Genomic DNA, 18156 nt, shown 5'->3' with positions numbered 1-18156 from the left:
TAGTAAGAGCAGAACATTCCGTTCCGAAGAAAAAGGGGTTCGCCATGACCATCCTCGTCACCGGAGCCACCGGGACCGTCGGCCGTCTCGTCGTCGAGGAGCTCCTCGCGGCCGGGCAGCACGTACGCGCCCTGACCAGGAACCCCGCCAAGGCCGGACTCCCCGAGAACGTCGAGGTCGTCGCCGGTGACCTCGCCCGGCCCGAGACGCTGAAGGACGCCTTCGAGGGCGTCACCGGCGCGCACTTCATCAACTTCGCGGGCGACGACTACGCGCCCCTGCCGGACGGCGCCGCGATCGTGGAGCTGGCCGTCAAGGCGGGCGTGCGACGGGTCACCGTCCTGGGCGGCCGCGAGGACGGCCCGCTCGAGCAGGCGCTGGCCGCGACCGACCTGGAGTGGACGCTGCTGCACCCGGTCGAGTTCATGTCCAACACGCTGCGCTGGTGGGCGCAGACGGTGAAGACGGAAGGCGTCATCAAGGAGCCGTTCGGCGACCGGCTGAGCGCCCTCGTGCACGAGCGCGACATCGCCGCCGTGGCCGCGACGGTGCTGGTCGAGGGCGGCCACGGCGGCAGGACGTACGTGCTGACGGGGCCCGAGGCGATCACGCTCAGGCAGAAGGTCGAGATCCTGGGGACGACGATCGGCAGCCACGTCGAGTACGTCGAGCTGACCGTGGACGAGGCGCGGGCCAAGTGGGCCGCCGACGGGATGGGCGAGCAGACCATCGAGTTCCTCGTCCAGGCCCTGGGCAACACCCCGGAGGAGGGCTACACGGTGGTCCCGACCGTGCGCGAGATCACCGGCCGGGACGCGCGCGGCTTCGCTCAGTGGGCCTCGGAGAACGCCGACGCGTTCCGGGTGTGATCGGTGACCTCGGGATAGCCCTCGGCCGGAGTCCGCTTACCGAGCAGGTGCAGGTCGAGGAAGCTGACCAGATGAGCGCGGGTGATCCGCAGCGCCCGCGCGCCGTCCAGCTCCTGCGCGGGCAGACCGAGCGCCGGCCTGAGCACCGCGTAGTCGACGAACGCCGAGTGGTCGGTCCCCGCCACCGTGATCCAGCGCTTCCAGCCCTTCAAGTTGACCCAGGCCTTGTCCCAGGAGCCGTAGCCGGGGGCGTGCCCCGGCACCCCGACCAGCATGAACGGCCGGTCGAGCGGCTCGTCCAGCGCGAACGTGCCGTCCAGGTTGACGCCGGCCTTGATCCGGGTGTCGGCCAGCATGGTCTGGGCGGTGGCGTACCCGCCCATGGAGTGGCCGACCATGGCGATCCTCGACCGGTCGATCGCCTTGCCCCACCGGCCCTTGACCAGCTCGCCGAGCACGAACCGCACGTCCTTGACCCGGCTCGCGGCCACCTTGACGTTGTCCTGGCCCTTCACGCAGGCCAGGCAGGTGGTGGTCCGGCCGTCGGGGAACGTGGTCGCGACCGACTCGTACGTGTGCTCCACCGCCGCCACCAGGTATCCCCTGCTCGCCAGCTCCTCGGCCAGCGAGGTCAGGGTGGCGCGCGGGAAGGAGAAGCCCGGCGACATGACGACCAGGGGCAGCCTGCCCCCTCTCACGGGGGCGTCGAGCCTGGCGTACGTCCTGGTCTTCGTGAGCGCGTCCGGGGAGACTCCCGGGAAGCCCTTCACGATGGCGGCCGACTCCTGGGGCGTCACGTACGGCGCGGGCCGCCCCACGGCCCTCCTGGCCGGGTACCAGAGCGAGACCATCAGCTCCCGCCGGGACGCCTCGGGGTTCCAGGGGTCGGGGCGGCTCGAATCCACGAGGTGCAGGCTGGTCGTGCCGACGGGCCGCGGCCCGGTCGGCTTCGGAAGGGCGAGGTCGGCCGCCTGCGCCGGAGCGGCTCCGGCGAGGACGGCGAAGGACATCGCGACTGTCGCGAGGGTTTTACGCATGGGCCCAGGCTGGTGCCGGAGGCCGCCGCCCGGGACGCCCCGATCGTCGATCGGCTCTTACTACTTTCGTCGTAATGTCCCTTTCCGGGTGGCCCATACGCTGTGAGGCATGCGGTTCGTGCTGCTCGGCGCAGGTGTGTTCGCGGCCTCGCTGCTCGTGGTGAAGGGGCAGATCGGGGTGCCGTCGAGCCTGCCGTTCCCGGTGCTCGTCGCGGTCGCCGCGGTCGCGGGCCTGGCCGCCTGGCAGGCGCGGCGGTCCTGGTGGCCGCTGGCCGCGGTGGGCGCCGTCGGCTACGTGTGGCTGGTGATGTGGCCGCCGCTGCTGGTGGCCTCCTACTTCGCGGGCCTGACCCTGAGCGGGCGCCGCCTGGCCGCCTACCTCGGCGGCTGCCTGGCCGTGTGCGGGGTCGCCGCGCTCGCGGGCGCGGGGCGGAGCGGCCCGTACGAGCTGATGACCGCCACCACGGGCAACGCGCTGATCCTGGCGCTGGCCGTGATCGGGCTGCCGCTGGCACTCGGCCTCCTGGTACGCACCCGCCGGGACGCGGCCAGGGAGCGTGCGGAACGCCGCGAGCACGAGCAGGTCATGCGGGCCGAGCAGGCCAGGGCGCAGGAGCGGGCCAGGATCGCCAGGGAGATGCACGACGTGGTCGCGCACCGGGTCTCGCTCATGGTGCTGCACGCGGGCGCGCTGGAGATGCGGGCGTCCGACGAGGAGACCGAGCGGGCCGCCGCCCTGATCGGCGGGATCGGGCGCGAGGCCCTGGCGAACCTGCGCGACGTGCTCGGCGTCCTGCGCACGCCCGAGAACCCTCCGCTCCGGCCACCGCCCGCCCTGGGGGACCTCGACCGGCTGCTCGACCAGTCCCGTGCCCTGGGCATCGCGGTGACCAGGCACGACGAGGGCGAGGCGCGGCCGGTCGAGCCGACCGTGGAGCGGACGGCGTACCGGGTGGTCCAGGAGGCGCTGACCAACGTGCACAAGCACGCGGGCGACGCCGCCACGGACGTGCTCATCCGCTACGGGCCCGAGGAGCTGGAGGTGGAGGTGCGCAACGAGGCGCCCAAGGAGCCGCCCGGGGAGCTGCCCGGCGCGGGCTGGGGCCTGGTGGGCCTGCGGGAACGGGTGGAGCTGCTCGGCGGCACGCTGCGTACCAGCGCGCAGGACGGCGGCGGTTTCCTCGTGAGCGCCAGGATCCCGGCATGATCAGGGTGCTCGTCGTGGACGACGAGGAGCTCGTCCGTTCGGGGCTGCGGCTGATCCTGGAGGCGGCGGGCGACATCGCGGTCGCCGGCGAGGCCCGCGACGGCGCCGAGGCCGTCTCTGCCGTGCGGCGGCTGCGGCCCGAGGTCGTGCTGATGGACGTCCGCATGCCGGGCATGGACGGCCTGACCGCCGCCGCGCAACTCCTGTCCGAGCCGGACGCGCCCAAGTTGATCATGCTGACCACGTTCGACCTGGACGAGTACGTGCACGAGGCGCTACGCCTGGGCGCGGTCGGGTTCCTGCTCAAGGACACCCCGCCGAGAGAGCTGGCCGCCGCCGTCCGCACGGTCGCCGGCGGCCAGGCCATGCTCTCGCCCTCGGTCACCAAGCGCCTGATCGCGTCGTACGCCAACCGCGCCCCCTCCCGCGCCGAGGTGGCACGCAGGCAGCTCGACCGGCTCACCGGGCGGGAGGAGGACGTGATCAGGGCCGTCGCCCGCGGCCTGTCCAACGCCGAGATCGGCCGCGAGCTGCGCCTGACGGAGGCGACGGTGAAGGCGCACGTCAGCCGCGTGCTGGCCAAGCTGGGCCTGGCCAACCGCGTGCAGGCCGCCATCCTGGTCCACGACGCCGACCTGGGCTAAGCGTCGAGGGCGTCCGCGTAGTAGCAGGCCGCCTGGGCCTCGGGCACGGCCGGCAGGATGTCCAGCAGTTCCGAACGGCACCTGGCGTCCACCCCCGCCTCGGCCGCCTTCCCGGAGGCGAGCACCTGGCAGCGGGCGTGGAAGCGGCACCCGCCCGGGATCCGGGTCGGGTCCGGCGGCTCGCCGGTCAGCACCACCCGCTCGGGAGACTCCGGCAGCACCGACATCAGGGCCTGCGTGTACGGGTGCCGCGGCGCGGTCAGCACCTGCTCCACCGGCCCCGACTCGACGATCCGGCCCAGGTACATGACCGCCACCCGGTCGGCGATGTTCCAGGCCAGGCCCAGGTCGTGGGTGACGACCAGCGCCGACAGCCCCAGCTCGTCGCGCAACCGCAGCATCAGGGCCAGGATCTCGCCGCGTACGGAGGCGTCCAGCGAGGCCACCGGCTCGTCGGCGATCAGCACCTTCGGGTTCAGCGCCAGCGCCCCGGCGATCACCACGCGCTGCCGCTGCCCGCCGGACAGCTCGTGCGGGTAGCGCAGGAAGAACCGGTCCGGCGGCCGCAGCCCAGCCCTGGACAGGGCTTCGGCCACGACCTCCCGCTCGTCCGGCAGGCCGTGGATGCGCGGCCCCTCGGCGACCGCCTCGTACACGGTGTGCCTGGGGTTGAGCGAGCCGGTCGGGTCCTGCAGGACGAGTTGCACCTGCCTGCGGTACGCCTTGAGCGCCCTGGAGCCGTAGTCCAGGGCGGTGCCGCCGTAGCGGACCTCGCCCGAGGTGGGGCGTTCGAGGCCGAGCAGCGTGCGCGCCAGCGTGGTCTTGCCGCAGCCCGACTCGCCGACCAGGGCCACGATCTCGCCCTCGCCGACGGCCAGGTTCACGCCGTCCACGGCCTTGGCGCGGCGGCCGCGCGAGGAGAACTCCACGCGCAGGTCGCGGGCCTCCAGCAGGCTCGGCCGGGCCGTCGAGACCGCCTCGGCGGTGGTCTGCGTCTCGGTCATGAGGCCCCCTCCTTCTCGCGTACGTGCACGCAAGCGGCGGTACGGCGCTCACCCGCGGGCCACAGCTCCACGTCCAGCGTGGCGCATTCGTCCAGCGCGACCGGGCAGCGCGGGTGGAACGAGCAGCCGCCCGGGAGCTGCATCGGATCGGGCGGGTCGCCTCCGAGGCCCTTCGGGGCCAGCCGCGAGGCCGGGTCACCGACCGTGGGGAACGCCGCCGCCAGCGCCCGGCTGTAGGGGTGCTTGGCGTCGTGGAACACCTCGGCGGACGGCCCGTACTCGACGACGCGGCCCGCGTACATGACCGCGAGCTGCCCGCACACGTCCGCCAGCACCGACAGGTCGTGCGAGATCATGATCAGTGAGATGCCGTGCTCGGCGACCAGCTCCTTGATCAGCGTCAGGACCTGGGCCTGCACCATCACGTCGAGCGCGGTGGTCGGCTCGTCGGCGATGATCAGCCGGGGCGAGCAGGCCAGCGCCATCGCGATCATCACGCGCTGCCGCTGCCCGCCGGACAGCTCGTGCGGGTAGCTGCGGGCCCGCCAGGTGGGCAGGCCGACCTGTTCGAGCAGCTCGGCCACGCGCTTGCGGGCGGCCTCCGGCTTGGCCAGGCCGTGGACGAGCAGCGGCTCGGCGATCTGGTCGCCGATCCTGCGCACCGGGTTGAGCCCGTGCTGCGCGCCCTGGAACACGATCGAGGCCTCGGCCCACCGTACGGCGCGCATGCGGCCCCACTTCATGGTGAGCACGTCCTCGCCGTCGAGCAGGATCCGGCCACCGACGCGCGCGTCGCGGGGCAGGAGCCGCATCAGCGCCATGGCCAACGTCGATTTGCCGGATCCCGACTCGCCGGCGACTCCGAGTGCCGCCCCGGAGTCGAGCGTCAGCGACACACCGCGCACGGCGGGCACCTCGCCCGAGGCGATGCGGTACGTCACCGACACATCATCGAGTTCGAGCAGGGTCATGCCGCCCTCCTGAGCCGCGGGTTCAGCACGGCCTCCAGCGCCCGCCCGACGAGGGTGAACGCCATGACGACGGCCAGGATGGCGAGACCGGGGATGAGGATGTACCACCACGCGCCCTGCGTGGCCGCGCCGTAGTCGTAGGAGGAGCGCAGCATGGTCCCCCATGACGTCTTGTTCGCGCTGGCGCCCAGGAAGGCCAGCGTGGACTCGGTGACGATCGCACTGGCCACCTCCAGCGTGGTGCTGGCCAGCAGCAGCGGCGCCACGTTGGGGAGCACGTGCCGGGTGGTGATGTGCCAGTGCCCGCCGCCGAGCGCCTTCGACCGCTCGATGTACGGCCGGGCCTCCACGGCGAGCGTCTGCGCCCTGATCAGGCGGGCGGTCGACGGCCAGGAGGTGACCGCGATCGCCATGATCACCGTGAACGTGGTGCCGCCCAGGATGGCCGCCAGCACCAGCGCGGTCACCAGCGAGGGCAGCACCAGGAACCAGTCCGTGACCCGCATGAGCGTGCCGCCGGCCCAACCGCGGAAGTGCCCCGCGGCGATGCCGATGACCGTGCCGATCACGATGCTGAGCAGGGCGGCCAGGAAGCCGATGAGCAACGACGTGCGCGAGCCCCACCAGATCATCAGCAGGATCGAGCGGCCGGACTCGTCGGTCCCGAAGGGGAAGCCGAGGCTCGGCGCGGCGAACTTGCCCCCGGTGGCATCGACGACGCTGGTCACGCCCTCGTCGATGAACAGCGGCGCGATCAGTGCGAACACCACGGCGATGAGCAGGACCACCATCCCGGCGAGGCCTGCTCGGTGGGTGCGGAACTCGGCCCAGAACCGGCTCAGGACGAGCCGTCTGCGGGCCGCGGCGACGCTGGTCATGCCGACCTCACTCTCGGGTCGAGCATGTGATAGACCACGTCGGCCAGCGTGTTCATGAGGATCACGGCCACGGTGATCAGCAGGAACGTCCCTTGCATGAGCGTGAAGTCAGGCACCTTGATCGCGCGGTAGAACAGCTGCCCCAGTCCGGGCCAGGTGTAGATCGTCTCCACGGTGACCGCGCCGCCGACCACGAAGCCGATGCGCATGAACACCAGCGTCACCGTGGGCAGCAGCGCGTTGGGCACCGCGTGGCGCCGCCGGACCTCGTCGTCCCGGAGTCCCTTGGCCCTGGCCACGGTCACGTAGTCCTGGCTGACCTCCTCCAGCAGCGACGAGCGCATGATCAGCAGGTACTGGGCGTAGACCACGCCCACCAGGGTCAGGCACGGCAGGACCATGTGCGAGGCCACGTCCAGCACGTACGCGAAGCCGTCGGGCGCGTCCACGCTCTCGATGCCCCTGAACGGGAAGAGGCCGGGAATGGGCCCGATGCCGACGCCGAGCACCATCATCAGCAGCAGTCCCAGCCAGAACGTGGGCACCGACCAGAGCACCAGCGACACGCTGGTGGAGAAGCGGTCGAACTTGGTGCCCGGCCGCCATCCGGACCGCGTGCCCTGCCAGATCCCGAGGCTGACGGCGATGACCAGACCCGTGCCCGCGAGGAGCAGCGTCGGGCCGATGCGCTCGCCGATCAGGTCCAGGACCGGCCGCTTGTACTCGTAGGACGTGCCCAGGTCGAGCCTGAGCGTGTTGCCCACGAAGTCGAAGAACTGCTGGAGCACCGGCTTGTCCAGGCCGAGCCGGTGGCGTTCGAGGTTGAGCTGGTCCGGCGTCATGTTGCGGCCCTGCGCCAGGTTGCGCACCGGGTCGCCGGGCAGCAGCCGGAACACGAAGAACGTCCCGACGATCACCATGGCGATGCTGAACAGCGCCCCACCGGCCTTGGACAGCGCGTACTGCAGCGTGCCGCGGCCGGTGGAGCGCTCATCACCAGGGCCCGCCGCCTGGACGGCGGGCTCTGCTGCTTCTAGCGGAGTGGTCATTCGCGCTCGTCTGCGACGCTCTTACGCCGCCTGCTCAGGAAGAAGCCGGCCAGTCCGAGGACCACGACGCCGCCCACGATGCCGGCGATGAGGCCGGTGTTGGAGCCGCCGCCGCCGCTGCCGCCGCTCGCCGCCGCGGCCTTGACGTCCACGGTGTAGAACGGCCAGTAGCCGCTGCCGCCGTACAGGAGGCCCTTGTCCTCGGGGATCGGGGTGATGCTGGTGACCCGGTCCTTGCGGTAGCCCTCAAGGTCGTTCGGGTAGTAGATCGCGATGACCGGGGCCTCGGTGTAGAGCCGCTCCTCCATCTTCTTGATGGTCTCGGCGCGCTTGGGCCGGTCGAGCTCCTTCAGCTGCTCCTGGTAGAGCTTCTCGAAGGTCTCGTCGCAGAAGAACGACTCGGTGCCGCCGCCCTCGCCGCCCGGGGCCGGCCTGCGGCTGCACAGGTGCGTGGCCAGGACCTCCTCGGGGTCGGGGTTGACCGACCAGCCGCTGATCGCGATGTCGAACAGAGCGGTGACGCCCGTCTCCTCGGAGAACTTGCTGGAGTCGACCTTCTTGGTGGTCAGCGTGATGCCGATCTCCTTGAAGAAGCCCGTCAGGTATTCGGCGAGCTTGTCCTCGACCGGGGTGTCGGTGTGGATGCTGAAGCGGAACTCCAGCTTGCGCTTGCCGTCGGGCATCGTGCGGATGCCGTCGGAGCCCTTCTTGTAGCCGGCGTCGTCGAGGATCTTGTTGGCCTTGGCGGGGTCGTAGCTGACCTTCTCGTCGCCCGTGGCCTCCCAGAAGAAGTCCTTGAACATCGGCGGCACGATCGAGCCGTCGGCGGGCTTGGCCAGGCCGTTCTGGACCTCGTCGACCAGCTTCTGCTTGTCGATGGCGTAGTGCAGAGCCTGGCGGACCTTGACGTCCTTCAGAGCCGGGTGACCGTCACCGACGGGCTTGTTGTCGGTGGTGGTGGCGCCGTGGTTGATCTGCAGGTACGCCGCGCGGCGGCCCTGGGTGTTCCAGGCCTCGATGTTCTGGTCGTTCTGGATGGCCTCGAACTCGGCCGGGGACATGCGGCCGAGCAGGTCGATGTCGCCGTTCTTGAGGCCGGCGACGGCGGCCTGCGGGTTGTCGTAGAAGATGACCTGCAGCTCGTCGATCTTGGGCTTGCCCCGCCAGTAGTTGGGGTTGGCCTGCAGCTTGACGTACTGGTCCTTCTTGTGCTCGATCGCGATGTACGGGCCGCTGGTGACGGCCGGGTACTTCTCGGCGTCGTAGTTGGCCATGTCGGTGACCGACTCCCAGACATGCTTGGGCATGATCGGGATCGGGTTGTCCAGCATGGACGCCTGCGGCGACTTGAGCTTGATCGTCAGGTCCTGGCCGCTGGCGGTGACGCTCTCGAAGTTCTCGACCGCCGGGCCGTTGGCCGTCTTGGCGGCCTCGTCCGTCATGATCTTGTTGAACGTCCAGGCCGCGTCATCGGCCGTGACGGGCTTGCCGTCCGACCACTTGGCCGCACGGATCTTGAACGTCCACGTGAGCCCGTCGGGCGTCGTGGTCCACGACTCGGCCAGGTCCGGGCTGGGCTGCAGCGTCTTGGAGTCGGGCACCGTGAGGAAGCCGTACATCCAGCGGTGGATCGAGGTCGAGACCAGGCGGACCGCCAGGAACGGGTTCATCGAGTCCATCGACTGGGTGGCCCCGACGCGCAGTACCTTCTTCCCCGCCGCCGGCTCCTGGGCATGGGCGGCTGTCGCACCCTGACCCGCCACTAACAGCGCGACACCCAGCGCTGCCAGGCGCGCGATCCATTTCCTCATATGTGCCTCACCTTCAGGCGGGGGTTTTCCTGTGTAGAAGAAGGCACACCATAGAGAGTCCGCGTGTCAACGCGCTGCGGAAAATTGTTTCATTCTCGTTTCCTTTTGCGGTGTAAATTTTCAGTCCCCTTGGGACTGCCGTGATGCGGCACCCCCAAGGGGACGATGAGGCATCCTACGGGGCGATCAGTGGCAGCCGCCGGAGCCGCAGCACGAACCCCCCGCCTGCGGCAGCAGCTCGATCGCCCCCGCAAGCTCGTAACCGGCCTCCACCACCGCCGCGTCGATCAGCACGCGGTCGATCGGCGCCTCGCTCGTGACGGTCACGGCCTTGGCCGCCAGGTCCACCTGGACCCCGCTCACGCCCGCGACCTTACCGACCTCCTCGGTCACGGCGCTCACGCAGTGACCGCAGGTCATGCCCTCAACCTGGTACGTCGTGACGGTCATGCCTCGCTCCTCCACTCCTTGATCCTTGGCCGCCACTATACCCCCTAGGGGTAAAGGTGCATACTACGGCCGCGCCCGGAAAGGGGAGAGGGAAGCACTCAACCCAAGGGGGAGATCCCATGTTGGACGGCAAGACCATCGCGTTCCTCGTCGCTCCCGAGGGAGTGGAGCAGGTGGAGCTCACGGAGCCGTGGAAGGCGGTCAAGCAGGCGGGCGGCACGCCCAGGCTCGTCTCCACCAAGCGGGGCCAGATCCAGGCGTTCCACCATCTGGACAAAGGCGACCGGTTCGCCGTGGACGACACGGTGGAGGACGCCGACCCGGCCTCGTTCGACGGTCTCGTGCTCCCTGGCGGCGTCGCGAACCCCGACTACCTGCGGATGGACCCGCGGGCCGTCCGGTTCGCCCGCGCCTTCTTCGACCTGGGCAAGCCCGTGGCCGCCATCTGCCACGCGCCCTGGACGCTGATCGAGGCGGACGTCGTGCGCGGCCGTACGATCACGTCCTGGCCGAGCCTGCGGACCGACCTGCGCAACGCGGGGGCGACGTGGGCGGACCAGGAGGTCGTGATCTGCACGTCAGGGCCCAACACCCTGGTCAGCAGCCGCAAGCCGGACGACCTCAAGGCCTTCTGCCAGGCCGCTACCGACGCGTTCGCGGAGTAGCCGCACCCTGGAGCAGGGTCTCGGCCAGGCCCCTGACCGCGGACTTGAGCCGCGCCACCCCGCCGTCCGCCATGACGTGCCGGGCCAGATCGGCGTCGAAGGAGCCCAGCAGCGCGTGGGCGGCGAACTCCGCGTCCAGGCCACCTTCCGGCCGGGCCGCGGCGATCAGGGCCGTCACGTGCGCGTGCCAGCGCAGGTAGGTCGGATCGCGGTACTTGTCCTCGGCGCAGGCCCGCTCGTGCGCGGCGAAGAGCGCCAGGTTGCGCTCGGCCAGCTCGCACAGCTCGTCCAGGAAGGCCGTCAGCCGGCCCTCGGGCTCCGCGCCGGGCCCGAGCGCGGAGCCGGGCGTCTCGATGGCCAGCGCCAGCGCGGCGGCCCGCTCGGCGAGCAGCTCCTGGAACAGCCCGGTACGGCTGCCGAAGCGCCGGAACAGCGTGCCCTTGCCGACCCCCGCCGCCGCGGCCACCCGGTCGAGGGAGATGTGCTCGGCACCGTGGGCGGCGAGCAGCTCCTCCGTGGCCCGCAGGATCGCCTCCCGATTACGGGTCGCGTCTGACCGCACCGGCCTTACCTCCTCTTGCAAACGGACCGTCGGTCCTCATACTATCCCTGCCATCGAAGCGGACCGACAGTCCGCATCCTGACAGCGGGGAGAATGAGCATGCGTGCGTTGGTCGCGGGCCCGGGAGCCGAGGGACGCTTCGCGGAGGTGCCGGAACCCGAGCCGGGGCCCGGGCAGGCGCTCGTCGAGGTCCGTCACGCGTCCGTCAACTTCAGCGACCTGCGGCACATGGGCCGCCTGCCGGAGGGCACCGTGCTCGGCTACGACGCCGCCGGAGTCGTCCTGCGCACCGCCGAGGACGGCACGGGACCGCGCGAGGGGGCGCGGGTGGCGGCGTTCGGGGCGGGCGCGTGGGCCGAGCGGGCGGCGTTCGACACCGGCTCGCTCGCGGTGGTCCCCGACGGGGTGGACCTGGTACGGGCCGCCGCGCTCCCGATGGCCGGCCTCACGGCGCTGCGTTCGCTGCGGGCCGCCGGACCCGCGCCGGGCTCGCGCGTCCTGGTGACCGGGGCGTCGGGGGCCGTGGGACGGCTGGCCGTGCAGCTGGCCGGGCGCGCCGGAGCCCACGTCATCGCCTCCGTCAGCAGACCGGAACGCGCCGAGCAACTCGCGGCCGGCCTCGGAGCTCCCGTCGACATCGTGGTGGGCCTGGACGGGGTCGAGCCGGTCGACGTCGTGATCGAGACGGTCGGCGGCCCGGCACTCGTCGCCGCCTGGGCCCTGCTGAAGCCCGGTGGCAACCTCCAGAGCGTCGGCTGGGCCTCCGGGCAGCCCGCCGTCTTCCCTCCGAACTCGACCTTCTCCCTGGGCCGGGCCAGGTCGCTCAACTCCTTCGGCGACGTGACGGCCCCCGCCGACGACCTCGCCCACCTGCTCGCCCTCGTGGCCGCGGACGACATCTCCCTCGAAATCGGCCTGGCCGGCTCGTGGGAGGACCTGGACGACGCGAAGGCCGCCCAGCTCGGTGGTTCCCTCACCGGGAAGATCGTCCTGGCGGTTGGCCGAACGCCCTGACGGGCCCGAAACCCACCTGTAACGCCTTGTCGTCGCCAAAGAAATGGTCTAGATGTAGTCCAAATGGAGCGTCCTCCACGCCCCCCAGGGAGACCTCAATGACCACTGAAGAGGATTCCAGGCGACTCGCCGAGCTCGGCTACAAGCAGGAGCTGGCCCGCACCTGGAGCGGTTTCTCCAACTTCGCCATCTCCTTCTCGATCATCTCCATCCTCGCCGGCTGCTTCACCACCTTCGGACAGGCCTGGAACTACGGTGGCCCGATCGCCATCTCCTGGGGCTGGCCGCTGATCTCCGCGTTCATCCTGATCATCGGTTTCTGCATGTCGGAGCTGGTGTCGGCGTACCCGACGGCGGGCGGCATCTACTGGTGGGCCGCCACGCTGGGCAAGCCGATCCACGGCTGGTTCACCGGCTGGCTCAACCTGATCGGCCTCATCGCCGTCACCGCGTCGGTGGACTACGGCTGCGCCACGTTCCTCAACATGACGCTCAAGCTGCTCACCGACGGCGCGTGGGAGGCCACGCTGCCACAGGCGTTCCTGCTGTTCGTGATCATCCTCGTGGCCCACGCGCTGATCAACATCTACAGCCACAAGCTCATCTCGCTGCTGCAGAACATCTCGGTCTGGTGGCACGTCGCGGGCGCCGCGATCGTCGTCGGGATCCTGATCTTCGCGCCCGACCACCACCAGTCGCTCGGCTTCGTCTTCGGCGGCACGAACAACAACTCCGGCTTCGGCGCCGGCTCCGACGGGCTGTCGTTCTGGTTCTACGTGCTGCCGCTCGGCTTCCTGCTCACCCAGTACACGATCACCGGCTTCGACGCCTGCGCGCACGTGTCGGAGGAGACCCAGGGCGCGGCCAGGACCGCCGCCCGCGGCCTGTGGCAGTCGATCTTCTACTCGGCGATCGGCGGCTGGATCCTGCTGCTGTCGTTCCTGTTCGCGGCCACGAACGTGGACGAGATCAACAAGCAGTCCGGCTTCGTGGGAGCCATCTTCGAGACCGCGCTCTCAGCTCCGCTGGCCACCGTGGTGTTCGCGATCTCCACGATCGGCCAGTTCTTCTGCGGGATGAGCTGCGTGACGTCGATGTCGCGCATGACGTACGCGTTCTCCCGGGACCGCGGCGTGCCCGGCTGGCGGCTGTGGTCGAAGGTGGACCGCAACCGCACCCCGGTCAACGCGATCATCGGAGGCTGCGTCGTGGCCGCCCTGATCACCCTGCCCGCCCTCTACGCGCCTCCCGGGCTGACCACGCCGGTCGCGTTCCTGGCCGTCGTGTCGATCGCGGTCGTCGGCCTCTACCTGGCCTTCCTCATCCCGATCTGGCTCCGGCTCCGCGCGGGCGACGCCTTCAAGCCGGGCCCGTGGACGCTCGGCCGCAAGTACAAGGTGCTCTGCTGGATCGCCTGCGTCGAGATCGTCGTCGTGTCGATCTACTTCATCATGCCGATCTCGCCCGCCGGGGTGCCCGGCAACAAGGCCTTCGACTGGACCTCGGTCAACTACGCCCCGATCGCGGTCGGGGTGGTGCTGGTCGGCATCGCCCTGTGGTGGGCGCTGTCGGCCAAGCACTGGTTCACCGGCCCCCGCCGCACGGTCGACGAGGTCCCGATCTCCTGACCCGGCCCGCGGGTACGGCCACCGCGGCCGTACCCGCCTGCTTGCAAACTGCTAGCATTCCTCTATGGCAACGCTCTACATTCGCGATGTCCCCGAACCCGTAGCCGAGTCGTTGAAGGAGCGCGCGGCCGAGGCAGGCATGTCTCTTTCGGCTTACGTCGCGAGGGAGTTGGCAGACATCGCCGCCAGGCCGACCAATGCCGAAATCGTCAAGCGGCTCAAGTCTCGGGATCGATCCCAAGGGCCGTCCACCGCCGACATCCTCGACGCCGTCCACGAGGGCAGACGATGATCGTCATCGACTCGTCCGCGATGGTCGAGGCATTGGCGGGACGTGCGGCGGATGCCGAGCTCATCGACGCCCTCCAGGCGAGTATCCACGCCCCTCACCTGCTCGATGTCGAGGTTCTCTCGACCCTGCGGGGTCTCTCGCTCGGCGGCAAGCTCGGCACGGCCGCGGCGGAGCAGGCGCGAGCCGATTATCTCGCGCTGAAGATCGCCCGCTACGAGATCAAGGGCATCGCGGAGCGCATCTGGGAGCTGCGGCACAACTACACGTCCTACGACGCTTCCTATCTCGCACTCGCCGAAGCGCTCGAGGCCCCGCTCTACACCTGCGACGGCAAACTCGACGGTGGCGGACATGATGCCGACGTGCGGGTCTTTCCGCGCGGCTGAAGGAGCGCTCAGGAGGCTTCGAAGGCGGTGGCCACGGCCGCGCGGACCTCGGCCATCGAGGCCGTGCCGAGCTCGCGCTTGAGCGAGGTCATGTCCACGTCGGGCATGCCGCAGGCGACCGCCCAGTTCCACGGCTCCAGGTCGCCGTCGACGTTGAGCGCGAACCCGTGGCTCGTGACGCCCCGGCTCTGCCGCATCCCGATCGAGATGATCTTGCGGCCGGTCTCGGCGGTCCAGACGCCGGTCAGCAGCTCCGAGCCCGGCGGCGTGTCGCGGCGCTCGGCGGGCAGCCCGAGCTTGCCCAGCGCCTCCACCAGCCGCAGCTCCACCTCGCGCACGTAGTCGACGATGCCCTGGTCCTCGGCGAGCTTGACGATCAGGTAGCCGACGAGCTGGCCCGGCCCGTGGTAGGTGAGCTGGCCGCCGCGCCCGGTCTCCATGACGGGGATGCCGCGCTCGGGGGCCGGTAGGTGGGCCATCGGCGTGCGGCGCCCGATCGTGTAGACCGACGGGTGGCTGAGCAGCCACAGCGCGTCCGGCCGCTCGTCCCGCTGGCGCTGCCCGACGAGGTCGGTCATACGCTCCATCGCGGCGTCGTAGTCGACGAGATCGTCCTGGACGAGTGTCAGCGGCCTTGCCCTCATCCTTCGAGGATAAGCGGCATCCCGGGCATCGGCGCACGCGGCCCGGACCGCCAGAAGGTGTGGTCTTGTAACCCTTTTCCGGTTTCTCACCAAGCAGGGGCGTGAACCGACGAAGGGAGCTTGGCCGGTGCGTCTCAAACAGGCGAAGATCGCCACGGACCCCGTGGCATTCGAGGCCTTCTACCGGCGGCACGTCGACGCGGTCACCCGGTTCCTCGCCCGCCGCGTCGAGGATCCGCACACCGTCGCGGATCTGGTCGCCGAGGTCTTCGTGGCGGTGCTGGACTCGGCCCACACCTACCGCGCCGACCTCGGCACCGAGATCGCCTGGCTGTACGGCGTGGCGCGCAAGACGATCTCGGCCGAGCGGCGGCGGGCGTACAAGCAGTACCGGCTGACCGACCGGGTGAGCGGGCGGAGGCCGTTGGACACCGACGACGTCGCCCGGCTCGAAGAGCGCATCGACGCGGAGCGGCACGCCCGGCGGGCCTTCGAGGCCATGGCCGGCCTGCCCGAGGGGGAACGCGCCGTACTGGAGCTGGTCGCCATCGACCAGCTCACGGTCACCGAAGCGGCGCACGCCCTCGGCATCCGGCCCGGGACCGCCAAGGTACGCCTGCACCGCGCACGCCGGACGCTCCGGAACCTGCCCTTCGTCATGGATGGAGCACCACGATGAGATTCGAGGAGCAACTGCTGATGGATCTGAAAGCGGAGATCGGCGCGCGGACCGAACGGCGTCGCCGCGTCACCCGCCGGCTGCTCGCCGGGGGCGCGGTGGCCGGGCTGGCCGCCGCGGCGGCGATCACGGTACCCCTGCTGGCCGGGGCGGAGACGCCCGCGTACGCCGTGACCAAGCAGGACGACGGCACGATCCGGGTCGAGATCAAGGAGTTCGGCGACGCCGGCAAGCTGGAGCAGGACCTGAAGGCGGCGGGCGTGACCGCCGACGTCACCTATCTCAAGCCCAGGACGACGTGCGCCCCGGGCAGAGGCGAACCGGTCGGAGGCGAGGCCACCACCCCTGAGGAGTGGCGCCGGTCCGTCTCCTACAAAGCCGCCCGCCCCCGGACCTCCGGGGTGGACATCAGTCCCCAGTACGTCGGCGCGGGCCAGACCCTGGTGCTGGAGTTCGCCGAGAAGCCGTACTGGAAGCTCAAGGCTCAGGTGATCACCGGCCAGGTCAAGCCCTGCACGGTGATCGACGACCCGGGCGGCTCCTCAGCGGGGCAGCCGCCCATGGGTGACTAGCGACCGGTCGAGCCGGCCGTCCGCCGATCCACGGCGGGCGGCCCACCGGCGCCTGTCGCGGACGTCACGCCGCCGAACGGTAGCCCCTCGGCTCCTCCGGGATGAGGATCCACATGACGACGTAGACGACCCACAGCGGCCCGGGGATGAGCGACAGCAGGAGCCACAGGATCCGGACGAGAGTGGGCGGCAGGCCCATCTTGTCGGCGAGACCGCCGCAGACGCCGGCCAGAATCCTGTGCTCTCGTGAGCGGTACATGATGTTTCCTCCGTGTGTGACGACCTACCTGTTCAACGGACGGACAGGCCGACGGACTCCCGTCAGGAACCCTGAGAAAACCCTGTAAGGGTCAGCCACTCATGTGCCATGCCCAGATGTCGGCTGGTCAGTCCCCGTGCCGGGTCCACGTGGATGAGCAGGAAGTCAGCCAGACCCTGATGCACCCTGAGATACTCCTCGTCCTCCGCCCACACCTGGTCGTCGAACCAGACGAACGGCCGCCGGCCCACATAGCGGGCCACGTGCTGCGTCTTGAACATCTCCCCGCGCTCCGAGACCACGTTCGGGTCCACGGGGATCACGGGCAGCGAGGGCAGGCCGATCCTGGGAGCGATCCAGTCGTTGGCGTGGTGCTCCCACGTCGTCGCCCAGACCAGCTCGGAGCCGGTCGCCAGGGCCAGGTCGAGGAGCCTGCGGCCGTGGCGCGGGTTGAGGTGCACGGTGTAGACCTCGCCGTCGATCGTGCACCGGTAGCGCCGGAAGTCCGGAGTGGGCCGGCCCATCAGGTTGAGCACGCCGTCCACGTCCAGCAGCAGCAGTGGTTTCATCCGGCCCGGTACTCCTGCGGGCTGACGCCGCGTACCCGCTTGAAGGCCGCGCTGAGCGCGAACGGGCTCCCGTACCCCACCTTCCTGGCCACCGAGCCGATCGTCGCGTTCGGCTCCCGCAGCAGGTCGGCGGCCAGCGCCAGGCGCCAGTCCGTGAGGAAGGACATCGGCGGCTCGCCGACCAGCTCGGTGAAGCGCCTGGCCAGCGACGCTCTGGACACGCCCACCTCGGTGGCCAGCGCGGCGACCGTCCACGGGTGCGCCGGGTTGTTCTGCAGCAGGCGCATGGCCCGGCCCACCACCGCGTCGCCCATCGCGCGGTACCAGGCGGGCGCCTCGTTCGCGTGAGTGGCGAACCACGAGCGCAGCACCGCGATGAGCAGCAGGTCGAGCAGCCGGTCGAGGACCGCCTCCTGGCCCGGCTCGTCCTTGACGATCTCGGCGCCGAGCAGCGAGATGATCGGGTCTCCCGGCTGGACGAGCAGCTGCGGCAGCGCGTCCAGCAGCCGCCTGCTGACCTCGCCCTCCAGGTTGTACGTGCCGGTGAGCAGCACGGTGCCCCCTGACGGGTCGTTCCCCCACGTGCGCACGCCCATGGACATGGTGTCGTAGGGCGACTCGCCGTCGATCGTGCGGCACTCCTGGCCGGGGAGGATGACGACCTGCGGCTTGAGGCCGGGCTCCGAGGCCACCGTGTACGGCCGCGGCCCCCGGGCGATCGCGACCTCCCCCGGCGACAGGCGCACGGGCTCGCCCGAGTCGAACGCGATCCACGACTCCCCGCGCACCTGCGCGATCAACGACAGCGGGGCCTCGTCCTGGATGCGCATCGACCAGGGCGGATCCAGGATCGAGCGGAGCAGGAAGGCGCCACGGGCCCGCGGGCCGTCCAGTAGCGCCGCCAGCTGGTCCATGGGTTAGACGATCGCATATGCCATTGCGCTTCTCAACCATGGAGAGTCTTAT

Annotated in this window: 21 protein-coding genes and 1 pseudogene; 10 read left to right on the top strand and 12 right to left on the bottom strand. The window is 70.4% G+C overall.

All coding sequences use genetic code 11. The features are described 5' to 3' along the window. Positions 1-44: 44 nt before the first annotated feature. Complete coding sequence (locus ABZX61_RS45185; protein ID WP_355204063.1) at positions 45-869, top strand: NAD(P)H-binding protein; 825 nt, start codon at positions 45-47, stop codon at positions 867-869. Here the strand turns inward: ABZX61_RS45185 and ABZX61_RS45180 are convergent. After that, positions 830-1906, bottom strand: a complete 1077-nt coding sequence (locus ABZX61_RS45180; RefSeq protein WP_355204060.1) for an alpha/beta hydrolase — start codon at positions 1904-1906, stop codon at positions 830-832. The two genes, ABZX61_RS45185 and ABZX61_RS45180, sit on opposite strands and share 40 nt — an antisense overlap. Positions 1907-2015: 109 nt before the next feature. Between ABZX61_RS45180 and ABZX61_RS45175 the strand changes: the two genes are divergently transcribed. Both ABZX61_RS45175 and ABZX61_RS45170 read left to right on the top strand, forming a co-directional pair. Continuing rightward, positions 2016-3113: a histidine kinase gene (locus tag ABZX61_RS45175; protein WP_350741886.1), complete on the top strand. Its 1098-nt coding sequence runs from the start codon at positions 2016-2018 to the stop codon at positions 3111-3113. Next, positions 3110-3757, top strand: coding sequence for a response regulator transcription factor (locus ABZX61_RS45170; RefSeq protein WP_355204057.1), 648 nt, complete (start codon positions 3110-3112; stop codon positions 3755-3757). The genes ABZX61_RS45175 and ABZX61_RS45170 overlap by 4 nt, the downstream gene beginning before the upstream one ends. Here the strand turns inward: ABZX61_RS45170 and ABZX61_RS45165 are convergent. The 6 genes and pseudogenes from ABZX61_RS45165 to ABZX61_RS45140 form a co-directional block, all read right to left on the bottom strand. Beyond that, a complete protein-coding gene (locus ABZX61_RS45165; RefSeq protein ID WP_355204054.1) occupies positions 3754-4761 on the bottom strand; it encodes an ABC transporter ATP-binding protein in 1008 nt (335 codons plus the stop codon). The two genes, ABZX61_RS45170 and ABZX61_RS45165, sit on opposite strands and share 4 nt — an antisense overlap. After that, positions 4758-5732 (bottom strand): ABC transporter ATP-binding protein, encoded by a 975-nt coding sequence (locus ABZX61_RS45160; RefSeq protein ID WP_350741880.1) that lies wholly within the window; start codon positions 5730-5732, stop codon positions 4758-4760. Before ABZX61_RS45160 ends, ABZX61_RS45165 begins: the two co-directional genes overlap by 4 nt. Next, positions 5729-6610: an ABC transporter permease gene (locus tag ABZX61_RS45155; RefSeq protein ID WP_350741878.1), complete on the bottom strand. Its 882-nt coding sequence runs from the start codon at positions 6608-6610 to the stop codon at positions 5729-5731. Before ABZX61_RS45155 ends, ABZX61_RS45160 begins: the two co-directional genes overlap by 4 nt. After that, positions 6607-7659 carry an ABC transporter permease gene (locus tag ABZX61_RS45150; RefSeq protein WP_350741876.1) on the bottom strand — a complete coding sequence of 351 codons (1053 nt, stop codon included), beginning with the start codon at positions 7657-7659 and terminating at the stop codon, positions 6607-6609. The genes ABZX61_RS45155 and ABZX61_RS45150 overlap by 4 nt, the downstream gene beginning before the upstream one ends. Continuing rightward, positions 7656-9470: an ABC transporter substrate-binding protein gene (locus tag ABZX61_RS45145; RefSeq protein ID WP_355204050.1), complete on the bottom strand. Its 1815-nt coding sequence runs from the start codon at positions 9468-9470 to the stop codon at positions 7656-7658. The genes ABZX61_RS45150 and ABZX61_RS45145 overlap by 4 nt, the downstream gene beginning before the upstream one ends. 246 nt (positions 9471-9716) lie before the next feature. After that, positions 9717-9920 (bottom strand): annotated as a pseudogene (locus ABZX61_RS45140) (copper ion binding protein); the annotation flags it as partial. Between the two features lie 119 nt (positions 9921-10039). Here ABZX61_RS45140 and ABZX61_RS45135 point away from each other — a divergent pair. Further along, positions 10040-10585, top strand: a complete 546-nt coding sequence (locus ABZX61_RS45135) for a type 1 glutamine amidotransferase domain-containing protein (RefSeq protein WP_350741872.1) — start codon at positions 10040-10042, stop codon at positions 10583-10585. On the opposite strand, the gene ABZX61_RS45130 is transcribed toward ABZX61_RS45135, so the two are convergent. Then, the gene (locus tag ABZX61_RS45130; protein WP_355204048.1) at positions 10563-11147 is read right to left on the bottom strand and encodes a helix-turn-helix domain-containing protein; all 585 of its coding nucleotides are present in this window, start codon (positions 11145-11147) and stop codon (positions 10563-10565) included. The genes ABZX61_RS45135 and ABZX61_RS45130 overlap by 23 nt on opposite strands. 99 nt (positions 11148-11246) lie before the next feature. Here ABZX61_RS45130 and ABZX61_RS45125 point away from each other — a divergent pair, with 99 nt between their 5' ends. From ABZX61_RS45125 to ABZX61_RS45110, 4 genes are all read left to right on the top strand, one after another. Then, on the top strand, positions 11247-12161 hold the full coding sequence (locus tag ABZX61_RS45125; RefSeq protein ID WP_355204045.1) for a zinc-binding dehydrogenase: 915 nt from the start codon (positions 11247-11249) through the stop codon (positions 12159-12161). A 98-nt stretch (positions 12162-12259) separates the two neighbouring features. After that, positions 12260-13789, top strand: a complete 1530-nt coding sequence (locus tag ABZX61_RS45120) for an amino acid permease (protein ID WP_355204042.1) — start codon at positions 12260-12262, stop codon at positions 13787-13789. Between the two features lie 64 nt (positions 13790-13853). Next, positions 13854-14081: an antitoxin gene (locus ABZX61_RS45115; protein ID WP_185070191.1), complete on the top strand. Its 228-nt coding sequence runs from the start codon at positions 13854-13856 to the stop codon at positions 14079-14081. Beyond that, positions 14078-14467, top strand: a complete 390-nt coding sequence (locus tag ABZX61_RS45110) for a type II toxin-antitoxin system VapC family toxin (RefSeq protein WP_350741865.1) — start codon at positions 14078-14080, stop codon at positions 14465-14467. Before ABZX61_RS45115 ends, ABZX61_RS45110 begins: the two co-directional genes overlap by 4 nt. An 8-nt stretch (positions 14468-14475) precedes the next feature. Here ABZX61_RS45110 and lipB read toward each other — a convergent pair whose 3' ends face one another. Continuing rightward, complete coding sequence (gene lipB, locus ABZX61_RS45105; RefSeq protein WP_355204038.1) at positions 14476-15111, bottom strand: lipoyl(octanoyl) transferase LipB; 636 nt, start codon at positions 15109-15111, stop codon at positions 14476-14478. Between the two features lie 127 nt (positions 15112-15238). On the opposite strand from lipB, the gene ABZX61_RS45100 reads away from it, so the two are divergent. Then, on the top strand, positions 15239-15790 hold the full coding sequence (locus ABZX61_RS45100) for a sigma-70 family RNA polymerase sigma factor (RefSeq protein WP_355204035.1): 552 nt from the start codon (positions 15239-15241) through the stop codon (positions 15788-15790). Then, a complete protein-coding gene (locus ABZX61_RS45095) occupies positions 15787-16362 on the top strand; it encodes a hypothetical protein (protein WP_355204032.1) in 576 nt (191 codons plus the stop codon). The genes ABZX61_RS45100 and ABZX61_RS45095 overlap by 4 nt, the downstream gene beginning before the upstream one ends. A 64-nt stretch (positions 16363-16426) precedes the next feature. On the opposite strand, the gene ABZX61_RS45090 is transcribed toward ABZX61_RS45095, so the two are convergent. The 3 genes from ABZX61_RS45090 to ABZX61_RS45080 all read right to left on the bottom strand — a co-directional run bounded on the left by ABZX61_RS45090 (position 16427) and on the right by ABZX61_RS45080 (position 18104). Next, the gene (locus ABZX61_RS45090) at positions 16427-16621 is read right to left on the bottom strand and encodes a PspC domain-containing protein (RefSeq protein ID WP_350741857.1); all 195 of its coding nucleotides are present in this window, start codon (positions 16619-16621) and stop codon (positions 16427-16429) included. A 62-nt stretch (positions 16622-16683) separates the two neighbouring features. Next, positions 16684-17190 carry an HAD domain-containing protein gene (locus ABZX61_RS45085; RefSeq protein ID WP_355204029.1) on the bottom strand — a complete coding sequence of 169 codons (507 nt, stop codon included), beginning with the start codon at positions 17188-17190 and terminating at the stop codon, positions 16684-16686. Then, entirely contained in the window at positions 17187-18104 is a 918-nt protein-coding gene (locus ABZX61_RS45080) for an AraC family transcriptional regulator (RefSeq protein WP_355204026.1), read from the bottom strand. The genes ABZX61_RS45085 and ABZX61_RS45080 overlap by 4 nt, the downstream gene beginning before the upstream one ends. Positions 18105-18156 lie beyond the last annotated feature (52 nt).

The organism is Nonomuraea sp. NPDC003709 (genome assembly GCF_040610775.1).
GTDB lineage: Bacteria > Actinomycetota > Actinomycetes > Streptosporangiales > Streptosporangiaceae > Nonomuraea > Nonomuraea angiospora_A.
Note: the sequence above shows the minus strand (reverse complement) of the source record. Positions and strands in the feature narration are given on the sequence as shown.

Excerpts from the sequence above, each read along its gene's own strand:
- ABZX61_RS45110 (WP_350741865.1), top strand. The coding sequence starts at position 14,078 with ATGATCGTCATCGACTCGTCCGCGATGGTCGAGGCATTGGCGGGACGT.
- ABZX61_RS45185 (WP_355204063.1), top strand. The coding sequence starts at position 45 with ATGACCATCCTCGTCACCGGAGCCACCGGGACCGTCGGCCGTCTCGTC.
- ABZX61_RS45095 (WP_355204032.1), top strand. The coding sequence starts at position 15,787 with ATGAGATTCGAGGAGCAACTGCTGATGGATCTGAAAGCGGAGATCGGC.
- ABZX61_RS45175 (WP_350741886.1), top strand. The coding sequence starts at position 2,016 with ATGCGGTTCGTGCTGCTCGGCGCAGGTGTGTTCGCGGCCTCGCTGCTC.
- ABZX61_RS45170 (WP_355204057.1), top strand. The coding sequence starts at position 3,110 with ATGATCAGGGTGCTCGTCGTGGACGACGAGGAGCTCGTCCGTTCGGGG.
- ABZX61_RS45115 (WP_185070191.1), top strand. The coding sequence starts at position 13,854 with ATGGCAACGCTCTACATTCGCGATGTCCCCGAACCCGTAGCCGAGTCG.
- ABZX61_RS45145 (WP_355204050.1), bottom strand. The coding sequence starts at position 9,470 with ATGAGGAAATGGATCGCGCGCCTGGCAGCGCTGGGTGTCGCGCTGTTA.
- ABZX61_RS45120 (WP_355204042.1), top strand. The coding sequence starts at position 12,260 with ATGACCACTGAAGAGGATTCCAGGCGACTCGCCGAGCTCGGCTACAAG.
- ABZX61_RS45150 (WP_350741876.1), bottom strand. The coding sequence starts at position 7,659 with ATGACCACTCCGCTAGAAGCAGCAGAGCCCGCCGTCCAGGCGGCGGGC.
- ABZX61_RS45090 (WP_350741857.1), bottom strand. The coding sequence starts at position 16,621 with ATGTACCGCTCACGAGAGCACAGGATTCTGGCCGGCGTCTGCGGCGGT.
- ABZX61_RS45180 (WP_355204060.1), bottom strand. The coding sequence starts at position 1,906 with ATGCGTAAAACCCTCGCGACAGTCGCGATGTCCTTCGCCGTCCTCGCC.
- ABZX61_RS45160 (WP_350741880.1), bottom strand. The coding sequence starts at position 5,732 with ATGACCCTGCTCGAACTCGATGATGTGTCGGTGACGTACCGCATCGCC.
- ABZX61_RS45165 (WP_355204054.1), bottom strand. The coding sequence starts at position 4,761 with ATGACCGAGACGCAGACCACCGCCGAGGCGGTCTCGACGGCCCGGCCG.
- ABZX61_RS45085 (WP_355204029.1), bottom strand. The coding sequence starts at position 17,190 with ATGAAACCACTGCTGCTGCTGGACGTGGACGGCGTGCTCAACCTGATG.
- ABZX61_RS45155 (WP_350741878.1), bottom strand. The coding sequence starts at position 6,610 with ATGACCAGCGTCGCCGCGGCCCGCAGACGGCTCGTCCTGAGCCGGTTC.
- ABZX61_RS45125 (WP_355204045.1), top strand. The coding sequence starts at position 11,247 with ATGCGTGCGTTGGTCGCGGGCCCGGGAGCCGAGGGACGCTTCGCGGAG.
- ABZX61_RS45135 (WP_350741872.1), top strand. The coding sequence starts at position 10,040 with ATGTTGGACGGCAAGACCATCGCGTTCCTCGTCGCTCCCGAGGGAGTG.
- ABZX61_RS45080 (WP_355204026.1), bottom strand. The coding sequence starts at position 18,104 with ATGGACCAGCTGGCGGCGCTACTGGACGGCCCGCGGGCCCGTGGCGCC.
- lipB (WP_355204038.1), bottom strand. The coding sequence starts at position 15,111 with ATGAGGGCAAGGCCGCTGACACTCGTCCAGGACGATCTCGTCGACTAC.